This is a genomic window from Streptomyces sp. NPDC050703 (assembly GCF_040654435.1).
Lineage (GTDB): Bacteria > Actinomycetota > Actinomycetes > Streptomycetales > Streptomycetaceae > Streptomyces.
In genome coordinates, this window is sequence record NZ_JBFAHX010000017.1 from 108,498 (window position 1) to 125,749 (window position 17,252).

Consider the following 17,252-nt stretch of genomic DNA (forward strand, 5'->3'; position numbering starts at 1 on the left):
CTCAGCTCTTCCTGTGGCCTATCAGCCGAGGCTTCGGCTCCAGGCCGTCCAGGCCGTGCCAGGCCAGGTTGACCAGGTGGGCGGCCACCTCCGCCTTCTTCGGCTTGCGGACGTCCAGCCACCACTGACCCGTCAGGGCGACCATGCCGACCAGCGCCTGCGCGTACAGCGGGGCCAGCTTCTGGTCGAAGCCGCGGCCCTTGAACTCCTGGCCGAGGATGTCCTCGACCTGCGTGGCGATGTCGGAGATCAGGGACGCGAAGGTGCCGGTCGACTGGGCCACCGGGGAGTCCCTGACCAGGATGCGGAAGCCGTCCGTGTACTTCTCGATGTAGTCAAGGAGGGCGAACGCCGCCTGCTCAAGGAGCTCCCGCGGATGCCCGGCCGTCAGCGCGCTCGTCACCATGTCGAGGAGCTGGCGCATCTCGCGGTCGACCACCACCGCGTACAGGCCCTCCTTGCCGCCGAAGTGCTCGTACACCACCGGCTTGGAGACCCCGGCCTTCGCCGCGATCTCCTCCACCGACGTGCCCTCGAAGCCCTTCGCCGCGAACAGCGTGCGGCCGATGTCCAGCAACTGCTCCCGGCGCTCGGCACCCGTCATCCGCGTACGCCGGGTACGCCGGGGCTGCTTCTCTTTGCCGGCAGGGCTTGCATTGCTGGAGTCGGTCGCCACGTCGTCCATCATGCCGCGTCGGCGGAGTGCGCCTCGCGGCGGGAGTCGGCCGCCGCCGGGGCACGACGGGCCTCGATGCGCGCCTTCGACGGCCACCGCACGTCGTACGCCCAGCCCAGCTTCTCGCACCAGCGGATGATCCGCGCCGAGGAGTCGACCTGGCCGCGCATCACGCCGTGCCGCGCCGACGTCGGGTCGGCGTGGTGCAGGTTGTGCCAGGACTCCCCGCAGGACAGGACCGCGAGCCACCACACGTTGCCCGAGCGGTCACGGGACTTGAAGGGGCGCTTGCCGACCGCGTGGCAGATGGAGTTGATCGACCACGTCACGTGGTGCAGCAGCGCCACGCGGACCAGCGAACCCCAGAAGAAGGCGGTGAACGCGCCCCACCAGGACATCGTCACCAGACCGCCGACCAGCGGCGGAATGCCGAGCGAGACGATCGTCCAGAGCAGGAACTGCCGGGAGACGCGACGGATCGCCGGGTCCTTGATCAGATCGGGCGCGTACTTCTCCTGCGACGTCTGCTCCTCGTCGAACATCCATCCGATGTGCGCCCACCACAGGCCCTTCATCAGGGCCGGCACCGTCTCGCCGAAGCGCCACGGCGAGTGCGGGTCACCCTCCGCGTCGGAGAACCTGTGGTGCTTGCGGTGATCGGCCACCCAGCGCACCAGCGGCCCCTCCACGGCCATCGACCCCGCCACCGCCAACGCGATCCGCAGCGGCCGCTTCGCCTTGAACGAACCGTGCGTGAAGTACCGGTGGAAACCGATCGTGATGCCGTGGCAGCCCAGGTAGTACATGAACACCAGCAGACCGAGGTCCAGCCAGCTCACCCCCCAGCCCCAGGCCAACGGCACCGCCGCCACCAGGGCCAGGAACGGAACGACGATGAACAGCAGCAGGGTGATCTGTTCGAGGGAACGCTTCTGTTCACCGCCCAGCGTCGCGGACGGAACGGCGGAACCCGCCCGTCCCGCCCCGGAAGCGTCGTCGATCACACCGGCGTCGGAGGGCGCATCGGAAGTTGTCGTCATGGGCAGTCCCCTGAGAGGTCGAGGGTTCAGGTGGGAGTGAGCGCTCGGGCACGGCGCCGCCGCACGCGGGGAGCCACCGTCCGGCACACTCCCGCTGTGATTCTTGCGTTTCCTACGGTTCCGTAACCTACGGCGACGTAAGTATGGCAGCGCGGAGCCTCGCGGCAAGAGGCCGCGAGCCCGTGCCCTGGAGTGACACCTATCCTTAGGAACGGTCGGACAGCGCGGTCCGCTCTGTTTATCCCCGGGCCCACACCCGGGTCCCCTCCCAGACGTGCTTCAACACTGCAAGGAGCCGCACCTGTGAGCAGTGCCGACGACCAGGGCCGCCAGGCCACCAGCACAGCCAGCACCGAGCTGCGCGCCGACATCCGCCGCCTCGGCGACCTCCTCGGCGAAACCCTCGTACGCCAGGAGGGCCCCGAGCTCCTCGAACTGGTCGAGAAGGTGCGCAGCCTGACGCGCGAGGACGGCGAGGCCGCCGCCAAGCTCCTCGGCGGCACCGAACTGGAGACCGCGGCCAAGCTGGTCCGCGCCTTCTCCACCTACTTCCACCTCGCGAACGTCACCGAGCAGGTCCACCGCGGCCGCGAGCTGCGCGCCCGGCGCGCCGCCGAGGGCGGACTCCTCGCCCGCACCGCCGACCGCCTCAAGGACGCCGACCCCGAGCACCTGCGCCAGACCGTCCGCCACCTCAACGTGCGGCCCGTCTTCACCGCACACCCCACCGAGGCCGCCCGCCGCTCGGTGCTCAACAAGCTCCGCCGCGTCGCCGAACTCCTCGAAACCCCCGTCATCGAGTCCGACCGGCGCCGCCACGACACCCGACTGGCCGAGAACATCGACCTCGTCTGGCAGACCGACGAACTCCGCGTCGTACGCCCCGAGCCCGCCGACGAGGCCCGCAACGCCATCTACTACCTCGACGAGCTGCACGCCGGCGCCGTCGGAGACGTCCTCGAAGACCTCACATCCGAACTGGAGCGCGTCGGCGTCGAGCTGCCCGAAGGCACCCGCCCCCTCAGCTTCGGCACCTGGATCGGCGGCGACCGCGACGGCAACCCCAACGTGACACCCGCCGTCACCTGGGACGTCCTCATCCTCCAGCACGAGCACGGCATCAACGACGCGCTCGCCATGATCGACGAGCTGCGCGGCTTCCTCTCCAACTCCATCCGCTACACCGGCGCCACCGACGAGCTGACGGCGTCCCTCCAGGACGACCTGGAACGGCTCCCCGAGATCAGCCCCCGCTACAAGCGGCTCAACGCCGAAGAGCCCTACCGCCTCAAGGCGACCTGCATCCGGCAGAAGCTGGAGAACACCAAGCAGCGCCTCGCCAACGGCACCACCCACGAGCCGGGCCGCGACTACCTCGGCACCGCCGAACTCCTCGCGGACCTCACACTCATCCAAGCCTCGCTGCGCGAGCACAAGGGCGGCCTCTTCGCCGAAGGCCGGATGAACCGCACCATCCGCACCCTCGCCGCCTTCGGCCTCCAGCTCGCCACCATGGACGTACGCGAACACGCCGACGCCCACCACCACGCCCTCGGCCAGCTCTTCGACCGCCTCGGCGAGGAGTCCTGGCGCTACGCGGACATGCCCCGCGAGTACCGCCAGAAGCTGCTCGCCAAGGAACTGCGCTCCCGGCGCCCCCTCGCCCCGTCCCCCGCACCGCTCGACGCGGCGGGCGAGAAGACCCTCGGCGTCTTCCACACCGTCAAGCGCGCCCTGGAGGTCTTCGGACCCGAGGTCGTCGAGTCGTACATCATCTCCATGTGCCAGGGCGCCGACGACGTCTTCGCCGCCGCCGTCCTCGCCCGCGAGGCCGGCCTCATCGACCTGCACGCCGGCTGGGCCAAGATCGGCATCGTGCCGCTCCTGGAGACCACCGACGAACTGCGCGCCGCCGACGTCATCCTCGACGAAATGCTCGCCGACCCCTCCTACCGCAGGCTGGTCGCGCTCCGCGGCGACGTCCAGGAGGTCATGCTCGGCTACTCCGACTCCTCCAAGTTCGGCGGCATCACCACCTCCCAGTGGGAGATCCACCGCGCCCAGCGCAGGCTGCGCGACGTCGCCCACCGCTACGGGGTGCGCCTGCGCCTCTTCCACGGCCGCGGCGGCACCGTCGGCCGCGGCGGCGGCCCCTCGCACGACGCGATCCTCGCCCAGCCCTGGGGCACCCTGGAGGGCGAGATCAAGGTGACCGAGCAGGGCGAGGTCATCTCCGACAAGTACCTCGTGCCCTCACTGGCGCGCGAGAACCTGGAGCTGACCGTCGCCGCGACGCTCCAGGCATCTGCCCTGCACACCGCGCCGCGCCAGTCCGACGAGGCCCTCGCCCGCTGGGACGCCGCCATGGACGTCGTGAGCGACGCGGCCCACACCGCCTACCGCGAACTCGTCGAGGACCCGCACCTGCCCGCGTACTTCCTCGCATCGACACCGGTGGACCAGCTCGCCGACCTGCACCTCGGCTCCCGGCCCTCCCGCCGCCCCGGCTCCGGCGTCTCGCTCGACGGCCTCCGCGCCATCCCGTGGGTCTTCGGCTGGACCCAGTCGCGGCAGATCGTCCCCGGCTGGTTCGGCGTCGGCTCCGGCCTCAAGGCACTGCGCGAAGCCGGACTCGACACCGTGCTCGACGAGATGCACGAGCACTGGCACTTCTTCCGCAACTTCATCTCCAACGTCGAGATGACGCTGGCCAAGACGGACCTGCGGATCGCCAGGCACTACGTCGACACCCTCGTCCCCGACGAACTCAAGCACGTCTTCTCCGCCATCGAGGCCGAACACGACCTGACCGTACGGGAGATCCTCCGCATCACCGGCGGCCAGGAACTGCTCGACTCCAACCCGGTGCTCCAGCAGACCTTCGCCATCCGCGACGCCTACCTGGACCCGATCTCCTACCTCCAGGTCGCGCTGCTCAAGCGACAGCGCGACGCCGCGGAGAGCGGCGCCGAGCCCGACCCCCTGCTCGGGCGCGCACTCCTCCTCACCGTCAACGGAGTCGCGGCCGGACTGCGCAACACCGGCTGACCCGGCGCCACGAAGGAGGGGGCGCCCCGCCCGGGGCGCCCCCTCCTTCGCGGTTCAGGAGTTGTACGTGCTCTGCGCCCGCTCAAGCCCCTCCGAGACCAAGGACTCCACCGCGTCGGCCGCCCGGTCCACGAAGTAGTCGAGCTCCTTGCGCTCGGCGGACGAGAAGTCCTTCAGGACGAAGTCCGCCACCTGCATACGGCCCGGCGGACGCCCGATGCCGAACCGCACCCGGTGATAGTCCGGGCCCATCGCCTTCGTCATCGACTTCAGGCCGTTGTGCCCGTTGTCACCGCCGCCCAGCTTCAGCCGCAGCGCGCCGTAGTCGATGTCCAGCTCGTCATGGACCGCCACGATGTGCTCGGTCGGCACCTTGTAGAAGTCGCGCAGCGACGTCACCGGACCCCCGGAGACGTTCATGTACGACATCGGCTTCACCAGGATGACGCGACGGCTCGCGGGACCCGGCGGACCGATCCGGCCCTCGACCACCTGGGCCTGCGCCTTCGCGGCCCGCTTGAACCTGCCGCCCATGCGCTCGGCGAGCAGATCGGCCACCATGAAACCCACGTTGTGCCGGTTCATCGCGTACTCGGGCCCCGGATTGCCCAGACCAGCGATCAGCCACGGCGCACTGGCATCGGTCGTCACCTGCATGTCTCCTTCATACGCGGCAGCCGCCGCCCCCCGAGGGAGCGGCGGCTGCCGTGCCGGATGTACGCCGCGAGGATCAGGCCTCGGCGGACGCGTCGCCCTCGGCGGACTCGGCCGGGGCCTCCTCGGCCTGCGCGGCCAGGACCTGCAGGACCACGGCGTCGCCGTCGATCGCCAGCGTGGAGCCCGACGGCAGCGGGACATCCTTGGCGAGGACCGACGCACCGGCCTCCAGGCCCGCGATGGAGACCGTGACCTCGGTCGGGATGTGGGTGGCCTCGGCCTCGACCGGAAGCGTGTTCAGGACGTGCTCCAGCAGGTTGGAGCCCGGGGCCAGCTCACCCTCGGTCTGGACCGGGATCTCGACCGTGACCTTCTCGCCGCGGTTCACGAGCAGCAGGTCGACGTGGGTCAGGATGCCCTGACGCAGGACGTCACGCTGGACGGCCTTCGGGATGGCGAGCTGGGTCTTGCCGTCCACGTCCAGGGAGATCAGGACGTTCGGCGTACGCAGGGCGAGCAGCAGCTCGTGACCCGGCAGCGCCAGGTGGACCGGGTCGGTGCCGTGACCGTAGAGAACGCCGGGAACCTTGTCCTCACGGCGGATGCGGCGGCTGGCGCCCTTGCCGAACTCCGTACGGGTCTCAGCGGAGATCTTGACCTCGGACATGTGCACTCCTCGTACAACAGGTGTCGGATGGGGTTACCCGGCCATACGACTGGCCTGCTACGAAGAGCGCGTCGATAACGGACCACCGCACCGGAAAAAAGTGCGGCCTCCCTCGCCGAGCAACTCCACGAGTCTACTCGGCCGGGAGGCCACACCCAAAAGGATCTTCAGGAGCCGGGGCTCCGGCGTCCTACTGCTCCTCGAAGAGGCTCGTCACCGAACCGTCCTCGAAGACCTCACGCACCGCGTTGGCGATGGTCGGAGCGATCGACAGGACCGTGATCTTGTCCAGCTCCAGCTCACCCGGCGTCGGCAGCGTGTCCGTGAACACGAACTCGCTCACCTTCGAGTTCTTCAGCCGGTCCGCGGCCGGACCCGACAGCACACCGTGCGTCGCCGTCACGATGACGTCCTCCGCACCGTGCGCGAACAGCGCGTCGGCGGCGGCACAGATCGTGCCACCCGTGTCGATCATGTCGTCCACCAGGACGCAGACACGGCCCTTCACCTCACCGACCACCTCGTGCACGGTGACCTGATTGGCGACGTCCTTGTCACGGCGCTTGTGCACGATCGCCAGCGGCGCGCCCAGACGGTCGCACCAGCGGTCGGCGACCCGCACCCGGCCGGCGTCCGGCGAGACGACCGTCAGCTTCGAACGGTCGACCTTCGCACCCACGTAGTCCGCCAGGATCGGCAGCGCGAACAGGTGGTCCACCGGGCCGTCGAAGAAGCCCTGGATCTGGTCCGTGTGCAGATCCACCGTGAGGATGCGGTCCGCACCCGCCGTCTTCATCATGTCGGCGATCAGACGCGCCGAGATCGGTTCACGGCCACGGTGCTTCTTGTCCTGCCGCGCGTAACCGTAGAACGGCACGATCACCGTGATGGAGCGGGCCGACGCGCGCTTCAACGCGTCGATCATGATCAACTGCTCCATGATCCACTTGTTGATCGGAGCGGTGTGGCTCTGGATCAAGAAGCAGTCCGCGCCACGCGCCGACTCCTGATAACGGACGTAGATCTCACCATTGGCGAAATCGAAGGCCTTCGTCGGCACGATGCCGACACCCAGCTTGTGTGCGACCTCCTCGGCCAACTCGGGGTGGGCGCGGCCGGAGAAGAGCATCAACTTCTTCTCGCCGGTCGTCTTGATCCCGGTCACAGCACTGTCTCCTCAGAGAGTTCTTCCCGCTGCCGTACCCACGCGTCCCGGTGCGTCGAGCCGGCCGAATATGTGCACCTATCACGGTACGCCGTGTCAGACGCACCCGTTTCCGGTCAGCTTGTGCCGTCCGTCTCCCGCGACGCCGCCTCCGCCGCCTTCGCAGCCGCGCTCCCCGGACGCTTACGGGCCACCCAGCCCTCGATATTCCGCTGCTGGCCCCGCGCCACGGCCAGCGAACCCGCCGGCACATCCCTCGTGATCACCGACCCCGCAGCGGTGTAAGCACCGTCCCCGACCGTGACAGGCGCCACAAACATGTTGTCCGAACCGGTACGGACATGCGACCCCACCGTCGTGTGGTGCTTCGCCTGACCGTCGTAGTTCACGAACACACTCGCCGCACCGATATTGGACTGCTCACCGATCGTCGCGTCCCCCACATACGACAGATGCGGCACCTTCGAGCCCTCGCCCAGCGACGCGTTCTTCATCTCCACGAACGTACCCGCCTTGGCCCTCACACCCAGCCGCGTACCGGGCCGCAGATACGCGAACGGGCCGACGACCGCCCCCTCGCCCACCTCCGCGTCGTTCGCCACCGTGTTGTCGACCCGCGCCCCGGCACCCACCTTCGTGTCCGTCAGCCGCGTGTTCGGCCCCACCTCGGCACCCCTGCCCAGACTCGTCGAACCATGGAGCTGCGTCCCCGGATGCACGACCGCGTCACGCTCGAAGACGACCGTCGCGTCCACCCACGTCGAAGCCGGATCGACCACCGTCACACCGGCCAGCATGGCCTCCGTCAGAAGCCGGTCGTTCAGCGTCCTGCGCGCCTGCGCCAACTGCACACGGTTGTTGATGCCGGCGATCTCCTCGTGGTCGTCGGCCACCGCCGCGCCCACCCAGTGACCCGCCTCACGCAGGATGCCGAGAACGTCCGTCAGGTACTCCTCGCCCTGGCTGTTGTCCGTGCGCACCTTGCCGAGCGCCTCCGCGAGGAGCCGCCCGTCGAACGCGAACACCCCCGAGTTGATCTCACGGATCGCACGCTGCGACTCGGAGGCGTCCTTGTGCTCGACGATTGCGGTGACCGCGCCGTTGGCACCGTCGCGCACGATGCGGCCGTAGCCCGTCGCGTCCGGCACCTCGGCGGTGAGCACCGTCACGGCGTTGCCGTCACCGCTGTGCGTCTCGGCCAGCTTGCACAGCGTCGCGCCGGTCAGCAGCGGGGTGTCGCCGCACACCACGACGACCGTGCCGTCGACGGTGCCGCCCAGCTCCTCCAGACCGATGCGGACGGCGTGCCCCGTGCCGTTCTGCTCCGCCTGGTAGGCGGTACGGACCTGGGGGGCGACGGCGGACAGGTGCTCACGGACCTGCTCGCTCTGGAAGCCGACGACGGTGACGAGCTGCTCGGGCGAGAGCGCGTAGGCGGCCTCAAGGACGTGGCCGATGAGGGAACGGCCACAGATCTCGTGCAGGACCTTGGGGAGGTCCGACTTCATACGGGTTCCCTCACCCGCAGCGAGGACGACGACGGCGGCCGGGCAAGTTGCGCTCACGGAGGGTGCCCTTCGGCTTCGGATGGGTTGGGGTTCCTCTGGGGGAGGACATCCGCAGGATACCGGGGCGTAGGGGGGTGGAAACGGGAGCGGGTCCCGACCTGGTGGTCAGGACCCGAACGTTGTGGCTCCGCCGGCTGGATTCGAACCAGCGTCTCAAGGCTCCAAAGGCCTGCGGGATGCCGCTACCCCACGGCGGAACGCCGCGTCAGACCTTACCCGAGGAAGACGAGACGTTGATCGTGGTCGCTGAAACCACCATTCCAGTCCACCACCCCTCGATGCGCCGGTACAACTCGGCTGCCTGTGCCACGCGGATCACGAGGCACCCGCGGTAGTCCTCGCCCACGTTCTTGCGGACGGTCCTGGGGTTGTGCTTCTTGATCGTCGTCTTCTGCAGCGCTCCGGGGTCGACACCGACGAGGTCCGCCCAGTACCGCTCGGCGGCGGGTACGTCGGCCGTCATATGGATCATCACCCGGAACCGCAGCCGCTCCGGCTCCACACCCAGCAGGGCCAGCCAGGCCAGGAACAACCGGATCACGCCCGGGTCGCTGTTGACGAACGTGACGGTCTCTCGGCGGGCGTAGGTCTTGTCCTTGGTGCCCTCCGCCCAGTAGAGCGCGACCCCCGCGGCCCAGAGTTCCCCTTCGGTCATGGTGCGGAACTTCTCGGCGGCCTCCTCCTTGGTCGCCAGGCGCTTTGTGTCCCGCAGGGCGAGCTCGTGCTCCCACCGCTTCCGCGCAGCCAGTCTCGCCTGGTCCGAGGCGTCCCGGCGCTCCGGCTTCGGCAGGTCCCGTACCCACAGGGAGATCGAGCTCTTCGAGCAGCCGAGCTCCAGTTGGATGCGGTCGTACGTCATGCCCTGGAGCCGCAGCTCACGGGCGCGTGCCCTGAGGTCGTCCTTGGCGTTCGGGCGCCTGGTCCATGCCGGTGCCGGCTCGCCGTCCAGGAGGCGGTTGAGGATGTCGTTGTTGTACACGTGGAGCCGGTCGCGGATCTGGCGGCGGCTCAGTCCCGCCCGCCGCAGGGCGACCGCCCGCTCGCGCAGTGCTTCGAAGTCCTCGTGCCCGTCCGTGATCTCCGTCATGGAAAGACCGTCGTCCGGAATGCGTGCCTCCGGCCAGGAATGAGCCTCGGATCAACAGTTCGAGGGATACCGGCACGTTTCGCTTCCGCTCGAACGCCGCGTGTGCTGGATCACCGAGCCGGAAACTCGCCGGAAAACCGCGGCGGAACGCCCGTACGCTGGAAGGCATGACCACGACGGGGGACGACCGCACCACGGCCATGACCGGGCCGTGGTGGTGGGAGCGGTGGCGCGGGGCGGCGCTGGATGTGGGGCTCGCGGCGCTGTCCGCGGCGGAGTGCGGCGCCGAGGGGGTGGCGTTCGCCGCGGACGCGGGACTGCCGGCGCCGGTGGGCGTCGGCTTCGGTGCGCTGGCGGGTGCGGCGCTGCTGATCAGGCGGCGCTGGCCGGTCGCGGTGGTGCTGATCGCGATCGCGATCACGCCTGCCCAGATGGGGGTGCTCCTGACGATCGTCGGCCTGTACACGCTGGCGGCCTCGGAGCTGCCGCGCCGGATCACGGGCGCGCTCGCGGGCATGTCGATGGCGGGGACGTTCATCGTGACGCTGGTGCGGGCCAGTCAGGATCTCGCGGGGGAGGGCGCGCACTCGCCGATCGGGAGTGAGTTCCTGCCGTTCTTCGCGGTGGCGGGGTCGATCGGGGTGACGGCGCCGCCGGTGCTGCTGGGTCTGTACGTGGGGGCGCGGCGGCGGTTGATGGAGTCGTTGCGCGAGCGTGCGGACGATCTGGAGCGGGAGCTGCAGTTGCTGGCCGAGCGCGCGGAGGAGCGTGCGGAGTGGGCGCGGAACGAGGAGCGGACGCGGATCGCGCGTGAGATGCACGACGTGGTGGCCCATCGGGTGAGTCTGATGGTGGTGCACGCGGCGGCGTTGCAGGCGGTGGCTCGTAAGGACCCGGAGAAGGCCGTGCGGAACGCGGCGCTGGTGGGGGACATGGGCCGGCAGGCGCTGACGGAGTTGCGGGAGATGCTCGGGGTGCTGCGGGCGGGGGACGACGGGGTGAAGGGCGCGGGGGGTGCGCGGCCGGTGGAGCCGGTGCCGTTGGCGGCGGTGGGGCATGCCGCGGCTGCGGCGGCCTCGCGTGCGGTGGATGAGGACGGGCCTTCTCTGGCGGAGCTCGACGAGTTGGTGGGGCAGTCGCGTGCGGCGGGGATGGCCGTGGATCTGTCGGTGGAGGGTGAGCCGAGGGATTACGCGGCGGATGTGGAGCAGACGGCGTACCGGGTGGTGCAGGAGGCGTTGACGAACGTCCACAAGCATGCGGCGGGTGCGAAGACGTATGTGCGGCTCGCGCACCGGGGGGCGGAGATCGCGATGCAGGTGGAGAACGGGCCGCCGCCGGAGGCGGGTTCCACGGCGGACGCGCGGTTGCCGAGTGGGGGCAATGGTCTGGTCGGGATGAAGGAGCGTGTGACGGGTCTGGGCGGTGTGTTCGTGTCGGGTCCGACGGATGTCGGTGGTTTCCGTGTCTCGGCGGTGCTTCCCGCGGCGGTTCCGGCGGTGGGTTAGGGCCCTGCCGTCCAGGTCCCGCCCGGGTCCGTCCGGGTCTGTCAAGTCTTGTTCGGGTCTGTCGCGGTCTGTTCGGCTTGGCGGGGTCTGCGTTTGTGTGGGGGTGTGTGGTGTTCGGGCCCTGGGCTGCCGGGGGTGGGGGTCAGCTCGCGGTGAGGCGGGTGGGGTTGGCGCCGGTGAAGAGGGTCGTCAGGGCGTGGTCGATGTGGGCGCCGAGGAACCAGTCGCCGCTGTGGTCGAGGCTGTAGACGCGGCCCTGGGTGTCGATGGCGAGGAGTGCCTGGGTCTCGGTCTCCTCGCCGATGGGGCTCAGCTCGGTGCCGAGGGCGCGGCCGAGGTCGCCGAGGGTGCGGGCGAGGTGGAGTCCGTACATGGGATCGAGGTGGACGGTGGCGGGCGCTATTTCCCGGCCTGTCCCCTGAGGGGTGATGTGGAGTCCGCCGAATTCGGCCCAGGCCTCGACGGCGGCGGGGAAGACGGAGTGCCGGTGTCCGGCGGGTGAGGTGTGGCGGCGGAGGGCGTCGGCCCAGATCTCGGCCTGTTTGATGTCCCAGCGTCCGGGCCGCCAGCCGGCGGCGCGGAGGGCGGCGTCGACGGGAACGGGCAGGGGGGTGCCGCCCGCGCGCGGGGTGTGGGCGGCGGTGGCGGGGTGGTCGGCGTGCATGGGGTGGGCCCTTGTTCGGTCGGGTGGACGGGCGGGCGGACGGTGGTGGTGCGGGTCCGGCCGGGTCCTGTGTGTGCTCCGGTGGGGGTCAGGCTTCGGTGGTCGTCGGGTCGACGACGCGTACGCCGAAGTGCGCGGTGAGGGCGGTGCAGGAGCGGCACGGCGGGGCGAAGGAGCCGTGCAGGGGGTCGCCGTCCTCGCGGATGCGACGGGTGGTCAGTTTGGCGTGTTTGAGCGCTTTGCGGGCTTCGCCGTTGGTCATGGGCTTGCGCTGGGCGCGCTTGGAGCGGCCCGCGTCGGCGGCGGCGATGTGCCGGGAGACGAGGATCGCCTCGGCGCAGCGTCCGGTGAAGCGTTCGCGCTGGCCGCTGGTGAGGGCGTCGAGGAAGTCCTGGACGAGCGGGTGGAGCGCGGGGGGTTCCTCGCCGCGGCCGGGGGTGCAGGTGAGGGTGGTCTGGCCGCGTACGGAGAGGGCGGCGGCGACGGTGGGCAGGATGCCGTCGCGGCGTTGGCGCAGGACGGGTGCGTGGGCCGCGGTGCTGCTCCAGCCGACGCGCGGGTCGCCGAGGGGTCCGGCCGCCGGTGCGGGGGCGGAGTCGCTCGGTGCGGTGGATCCGGCTGTGGTGGCCACGGTGAGTCCTGCCGTCGGGCCCGTGCCGGCCACTGCCGCGGACGCCTTGGTGGGCGCCGTCGTGGACAGCGTGTGGGCGGTCATGTCGCTTGGTGCCGTGTGCATGTGCTGTGTCCCCTCCCCCTGCTCCGCGGTCGTCACCGCGGGTGCCACGCCCCCGCGTTGCGGGGGACAGCCTGCCAAATGGGGCGGGTGGTGCGGTAGCTGGGGCTCTGCGACACGCCTGGCTCTCCGTCGGGTTTCGTCGCACGGTGACCGTCCGGTGGCTGCTGGTCATGGAACCGGAGGCCCGGTGACCGGTGCCGTCCCACCGCATAGGCTGTGTCGACATCCGCCGTGCCGGAGGCCGTGGAAAGCGAACGACCGCGGACCGGAACGCGCAGATCATGACATGCAGAAGACATGCAGAAGACATGCAGAATCAGCAGCAGAACCAGAACCTTTCACAGTGCCGCAGGGGGCAATCGCCATGACGACAGGTCGGCTGGGGCAGCAGTCCGCGCCGCCGAACGCGGCGTACGCCGGGCAGGTCGTGCACTTCCCGGACCCGGTCCGCGCCGCCCGCCATCCCAGAGGTGTGCGGGTGGACGAGCACGGCTATCCGGACTTCTCCTCGTACGCGCGTGCCGCGGCCGAGATCGCCGAGCCGCCTGAGGGTTTCGGCGTCGACGAGCTGCGCCTGACGGATTACGTGTCGGCGAACGCGGCGCTCGCGGCGGACGGTCATGAGCTGTGGGACACGATTCCCGCGGTGGCGACGCCGCACGGCTGGACGTGGCATCACGTGCCGGGCGGCCGTCGGCTCGAACTCGTGCCGGTCGAGGTGAAGGCTCTGCTGCGGCACCACGGTGGTATCGCGACGACGGCCGTGGACCAGGAGAAGCGGGGGACGCGGCCGTTGCAGGAGACGCGGCCCGCGCACTTCGGGCTGCCGAAGGCCGCGGTCGCGGTGACAGAGCAGCAGGTGCAGGGTGTCGAGGAGGACCTCGGCTACCGGCTGCCGGGCGCCTACCGTTCCTTCCTGAAGGCGGCGGGCGGGTGCGCGCCGGTGGGCGCGGCGCTCGACGCGGAGCTGGGTCTCCTGGTGGACCAGCCGTTCTTCACGGTGCGGGACCAGGCGGCGGTGAACGATCTGGTGTACGTCAACAAGTGCCTGCGCGACCATCTGACCAAGGATTACCTGGGGGTCGGGTTCGTGCAGGGCGGTCTGCTGGCCGTGAAGGTCAGGGGTGACCGGGTCGGTTCGGTGTGGTTCTGCGCGTACGACGACGTGCGGGACCAGGACGCGTGGCCGCCCGCGGAGCGGGTGCGGCGGCTGCTGCTGCCGTGCGGCGACGACTTCGACGCCTTCCTGTCGCGGCTCGCGGGCAATCCGCCGGAGCTGGAGACCGTGGCGAACCTGATGGTGGACGGCGGCTTCGCGCGCGCCGTCCCCGTGTCCTCGGCTGGGGAGTGACGCAAGCATGGTGACCTTCGCGCAGGCGCAGGAGCGCGCCGAGGAGTGGATCAACGGTGACGTGCCGGGCTACCAGCACCGCGAGGTGCGGGTCCGGGAGTTCGATCTGGGGTTCGTGGTCTGGGCCGAGGACCGGGAGAACGGTCCCGTCTCCGACGGCGGCGACCAGCGGCTCGTCATCGCCAGGGACAGCGGTGAGGCCACGTTGTGGCCGGGGCTCGCCGTGGGCGAGGTGATCCGTCGGTACGAGGAGGAGTACGGCCTGGCGGCCACGGCGCCGCGGGATGCGGCTCCGCCGCCGCCGGAGCGGGTGGATCTCAATCAGACGTCCTTCTTGTTGAGCCCTCCGGAGTGGCTCCAGGAGGCGGCGGACAAGCTGGGCATTCCGGACCGGCGGTCGGAGGGGTCGTCCTCGGCGGCGGCTTCCGGCTCGGCTTCGGGCTCGGCTTCGGCCGAGGGTGCCCCGGTGGACGCGGAGCCGGCTGACGCTCCGGCTCCGGAAGCGCCCGCGGCGTCCGCCGTGCCGGGGGGCGGTACGCCGTGGCCCGCGGCCGGTGGCTCCGACGGTGACGGCGACGGCGCGCCCGAGCGCGACGACAGCCTGCCCGTGACGTCACCGGGCGTGCCGGCGGGGGCGACCCCGTGGGCCGGTACGGATACCAACGCCGATGGCGGCGAGGACCACTCGGTCCCGCTGCCCGCCACGGTGTTCTCACCGCCGCTCGCCGGTCTGGACGGGAGCGGCACCCCGCCGCCCGGCGTCGCACCCGAGGCCAAGACGGCCCTGATGCACGGCGGCAGCCACCTGCCGGCGACGGCCATCGCCCCGGCCCTGGACGGCCCCGGCACACCGGACTCTCCGCAGCCCGGAGCCCCCAATGCCCCACAGCCGCCCGGTGCGCCTGATGCTGCCGCGTACGGCTATCCGCAGGGTCCGGCTGCTCCGGCCCCTGGTGCGCCGCTGCCGCCCGCCGGTGCTCCGGTGCCGAACGCTCCGCAGCCGCCCGGTGCGCCTGGTGCCGCCGCGTCCGGCTATCCGCAGGGTCCCGGAGCCCAGGGTCCCGGTGCGCCGGTGCCGAATGCCCCGCAGCCGCCCGGGAGGTCGGCGACACCGCCGCCCGGTGCGCCTGATGCCGCCGCGTACGGCTATCCGCAGGGTCCGGCTGCTCCGGCCCCTGGTGCGCCGCTGCCGCCCGCCGGTGCTCCGGTGCCGAACGCTCCGCAGTCGCCCGGGGCTTCGACGACGCCGCCGCCCGGTGCGCCGGGTGCCGCCGCGTACGGCTACCCGCAGGGCCCTGGTGCCCAGGGTCCCGGTGCTTCGGTGCCGAACGCTCCGCAGGCGCCCGCGGCTTCCGCGGGGTCCGGCGTCGGGGACATCGCCGATGCCGCCACCAGCAAGGCGGAGGGGCCGCCGCGCGGGGCGCGGGGAGGCGGTGCCGCGCCGCCGCCTCCCGGCCCGCCGGGTGTGCCCGGAGGTGCGCCGCAGGCTTCGGGGCCCGGTGCTCCCGGTACGCCCGCCGGCGGCTACGTCCCGACCCAGCTCGTCTCCTCGCTCGGCCCCGAGGGGCCGCAGCCGCCCGCGGCTCCCGGCGCGCCGCAACCGCCCGGTCCGCCCGGTCCGCCCGGTGCGCCCGGCGCTCCGGGTACGCCTCCCGGCGGTGTGCACCATGCCGCGACGATGCTCGCCGACCCCAGTCTCGGTGGCGGGGTCAAGCCGCCGGGTGCGCCCGGCGCCCCGCAGCCTCCGGGGCCGCCGCAGCCGCCCGGTCCTCCCGGTGCTCCGGGTACGCCTCCCGGCGGTGTGCACCATGCCGCGACGATGCTCGCCGACCCCAGCCTCGGTGGCGGGGTCAAGCCGCCGGGTGCGCCCCGGCCGCCCGGCGCGCCGCAGCCCCCCGGTGGCTCCGTGCACCATGCCGCGACGATGCTGGCGGGGCCCCCGGTCGGCGGTCCCGGTATGCCGCCGCCGGCCGCGCCCGGTCAGCCGTACGGCTATCCGCAGCCGCCCGCCGGTCAGCCGACCGTCGGCCCCGGCTACCAGGCCGTGCTGCGCTACCGCGCGGCCGACGGTTCAGAGCAGCAGCTCATCCGCCGCTCGGCGCCCGGCACCCCGCACCCGGAGTGGCAGATCCTGCACGAGCTGCGCGGCATGAACGTGCCTCCGCAGCAGGTGCTCGAACTCCACACCGAGCTGGAGTCCTGCGAGCTGCCGGGCGCCTACTGCGCCCGGATGATCCGCGAGACCTGGCCGCAGGCGCGGATCACGTCGATCGCCCCGTACGGCAGGGACCACGCGTCCCGGCAGCAGGGCATGCAGCAGCTCCTCGCCCACCAGGGCGAGCTGCACCAGGTCGCGGACGGCCCGGCCCGCCCGGCGCCGGTGCGCGCCCCGCTGCAGCAGCTGCCGCCGGCCCAGCCGATCCCGCCGGAGGGCATCGCGCAGGAGCTGGCGGGGGCCTTCGGGCCCGGCGTCTTCCGCTTCGACCAGCGGGCGGTGTCGCGCCAGGGCGTGCCGGACATCGTGGCGCACACCCTGGTGGTGGCGGGGCTGCCCCTGGACTTCGGGCCGTTCTTCTGGGCGCAGGCCCAGCCGGGGCGTCCGGTGCCGACGCTGGCGGAGCTGGCGCGGGAGCGGGGTGTGCAGCCGGCGGCCGACGCGGGCTCGTACCTGGTCATGGGCAGTGACTTCGGCCGGGCGCTCTGCGTCCAGTACGGCACGGCGAACATCGTGGCCGTGCCGGTGGAGGCCGGTCCCGGCGGCGCTCCGGTGCCGCCGCAGTTCGTGAACACGGGCCTGCCGGAGTTCGCGCGCTGCATGGCGCTGCTGGGCCGCATGTGGCGGCTGCGCTTCGGTCTGAACCAGGAGCAGGCGGGCCGCTGGACCGTCGACTTCCAGAACCAGCTCGCCGTCCTGGACCCGGCGGCGCTGGGTTCGCCGGAGAGCTGGTGGTCGGTCCTGCTCGAACAGATGTGGGACGGCCTGCTGTAACGGTCGCGCCGGGGTCTGGCCCGGACGTGTGAGATCGGGGCGTTCGACCCGCGTGACGGGTCGGACGCCCCGATCATGCGTTGCGGCACTGAAAAA

At 71.3% G+C, this 17,252-nt stretch carries 13 protein-coding genes and 1 tRNA gene; 4 read left to right on the plus strand and 10 right to left on the minus strand.

Annotated features, from left to right (window positions below; translation table 11 throughout):
- Position 1: 1 nt before the first annotated feature.
- Positions 2 to 688, minus strand: a complete 687-nt coding sequence (locus tag AB0I16_RS18240; protein ID WP_363250404.1) for a TetR/AcrR family transcriptional regulator — start codon at positions 686 to 688, stop codon at positions 2 to 4.
- Entirely contained in the window at positions 685 to 1,716 is a 1,032-nt protein-coding gene (locus AB0I16_RS18245) for a fatty acid desaturase (RefSeq protein ID WP_363250405.1), read from the minus strand. The genes AB0I16_RS18240 and AB0I16_RS18245 overlap by 4 nt, the downstream gene beginning before the upstream one ends.
- Before the next feature lie 303 nt (positions 1,717 to 2,019).
- Between AB0I16_RS18245 and ppc the strand changes: the two genes are divergently transcribed.
- On the plus strand, positions 2,020 to 4,764 hold the full coding sequence (gene ppc / locus AB0I16_RS18250) for a phosphoenolpyruvate carboxylase (RefSeq protein WP_363250407.1): 2,745 nt from the start codon (positions 2,020 to 2,022) through the stop codon (positions 4,762 to 4,764).
- Between the two features lie 54 nt (positions 4,765 to 4,818).
- Here ppc and pth read toward each other — a convergent pair whose 3' ends face one another.
- From pth to AB0I16_RS18280, 6 genes are all read right to left on the minus strand, one after another.
- Positions 4,819 to 5,421 (minus strand): aminoacyl-tRNA hydrolase, encoded by a 603-nt coding sequence (gene pth / locus AB0I16_RS18255; RefSeq protein WP_363250408.1) that lies wholly within the window; start codon positions 5,419 to 5,421, stop codon positions 4,819 to 4,821.
- Positions 5,422 to 5,494: 73 nt separating this feature from the next.
- Positions 5,495 to 6,088, minus strand: a complete 594-nt coding sequence (locus AB0I16_RS18260; RefSeq protein ID WP_363250409.1) for a 50S ribosomal protein L25/general stress protein Ctc — start codon at positions 6,086 to 6,088, stop codon at positions 5,495 to 5,497.
- Between the two features lie 190 nt (positions 6,089 to 6,278).
- On the minus strand, positions 6,279 to 7,253 hold the full coding sequence (locus AB0I16_RS18265; RefSeq protein WP_062781571.1) for a ribose-phosphate diphosphokinase: 975 nt from the start codon (positions 7,251 to 7,253) through the stop codon (positions 6,279 to 6,281).
- 116 nt (positions 7,254 to 7,369) lie between these two features.
- A complete protein-coding gene (gene glmU / locus AB0I16_RS18270) occupies positions 7,370 to 8,818 on the minus strand; it encodes a bifunctional UDP-N-acetylglucosamine diphosphorylase/glucosamine-1-phosphate N-acetyltransferase GlmU (RefSeq protein WP_363250411.1) in 1,449 nt (482 codons plus the stop codon).
- Between the two features lie 125 nt (positions 8,819 to 8,943).
- Positions 8,944 to 9,018, minus strand: a tRNA-Gln gene (locus AB0I16_RS18275).
- Between the two features lie 8 nt (positions 9,019 to 9,026).
- Positions 9,027 to 9,908, minus strand: coding sequence for a hypothetical protein (locus AB0I16_RS18280; RefSeq protein ID WP_363250412.1), 882 nt, complete (start codon positions 9,906 to 9,908; stop codon positions 9,027 to 9,029).
- Positions 9,909 to 10,075: 167 nt separating this feature from the next.
- Here AB0I16_RS18280 and AB0I16_RS18285 point away from each other — a divergent pair, with 167 nt between their 5' ends.
- Positions 10,076 to 11,416 (plus strand): histidine kinase, encoded by a 1,341-nt coding sequence (locus AB0I16_RS18285; RefSeq protein ID WP_363250413.1) that lies wholly within the window; start codon positions 10,076 to 10,078, stop codon positions 11,414 to 11,416.
- 142 nt (positions 11,417 to 11,558) lie between these two features.
- On the opposite strand, the gene AB0I16_RS18290 is transcribed toward AB0I16_RS18285, so the two are convergent.
- Together AB0I16_RS18290 and AB0I16_RS18295 are read right to left on the minus strand one after the other, a co-directional pair.
- Positions 11,559 to 12,080 (minus strand): SUKH-3 domain-containing protein, encoded by a 522-nt coding sequence (locus AB0I16_RS18290; protein WP_363250414.1) that lies wholly within the window; start codon positions 12,078 to 12,080, stop codon positions 11,559 to 11,561.
- Positions 12,081 to 12,168: 88 nt separating this feature from the next.
- Positions 12,169 to 12,816: a YwqJ-related putative deaminase gene (locus AB0I16_RS18295; RefSeq protein WP_363250415.1), complete on the minus strand. Its 648-nt coding sequence runs from the start codon at positions 12,814 to 12,816 to the stop codon at positions 12,169 to 12,171.
- Between the two features lie 364 nt (positions 12,817 to 13,180).
- On the opposite strand from AB0I16_RS18295, the gene AB0I16_RS18300 reads away from it, so the two are divergent.
- Together AB0I16_RS18300 and AB0I16_RS18305 are read left to right on the plus strand one after the other, a co-directional pair.
- Positions 13,181 to 14,167 carry an SMI1/KNR4 family protein gene (locus tag AB0I16_RS18300; RefSeq protein ID WP_076685746.1) on the plus strand — a complete coding sequence of 329 codons (987 nt, stop codon included), beginning with the start codon at positions 13,181 to 13,183 and terminating at the stop codon, positions 14,165 to 14,167.
- A 7-nt stretch (positions 14,168 to 14,174) separates the two neighbouring features.
- Complete coding sequence (locus AB0I16_RS18305; RefSeq protein ID WP_363250416.1) at positions 14,175 to 17,156, plus strand: SUKH-4 family immunity protein; 2,982 nt, start codon at positions 14,175 to 14,177, stop codon at positions 17,154 to 17,156.
- Positions 17,157 to 17,252: the final 96 nt, after the last annotated feature.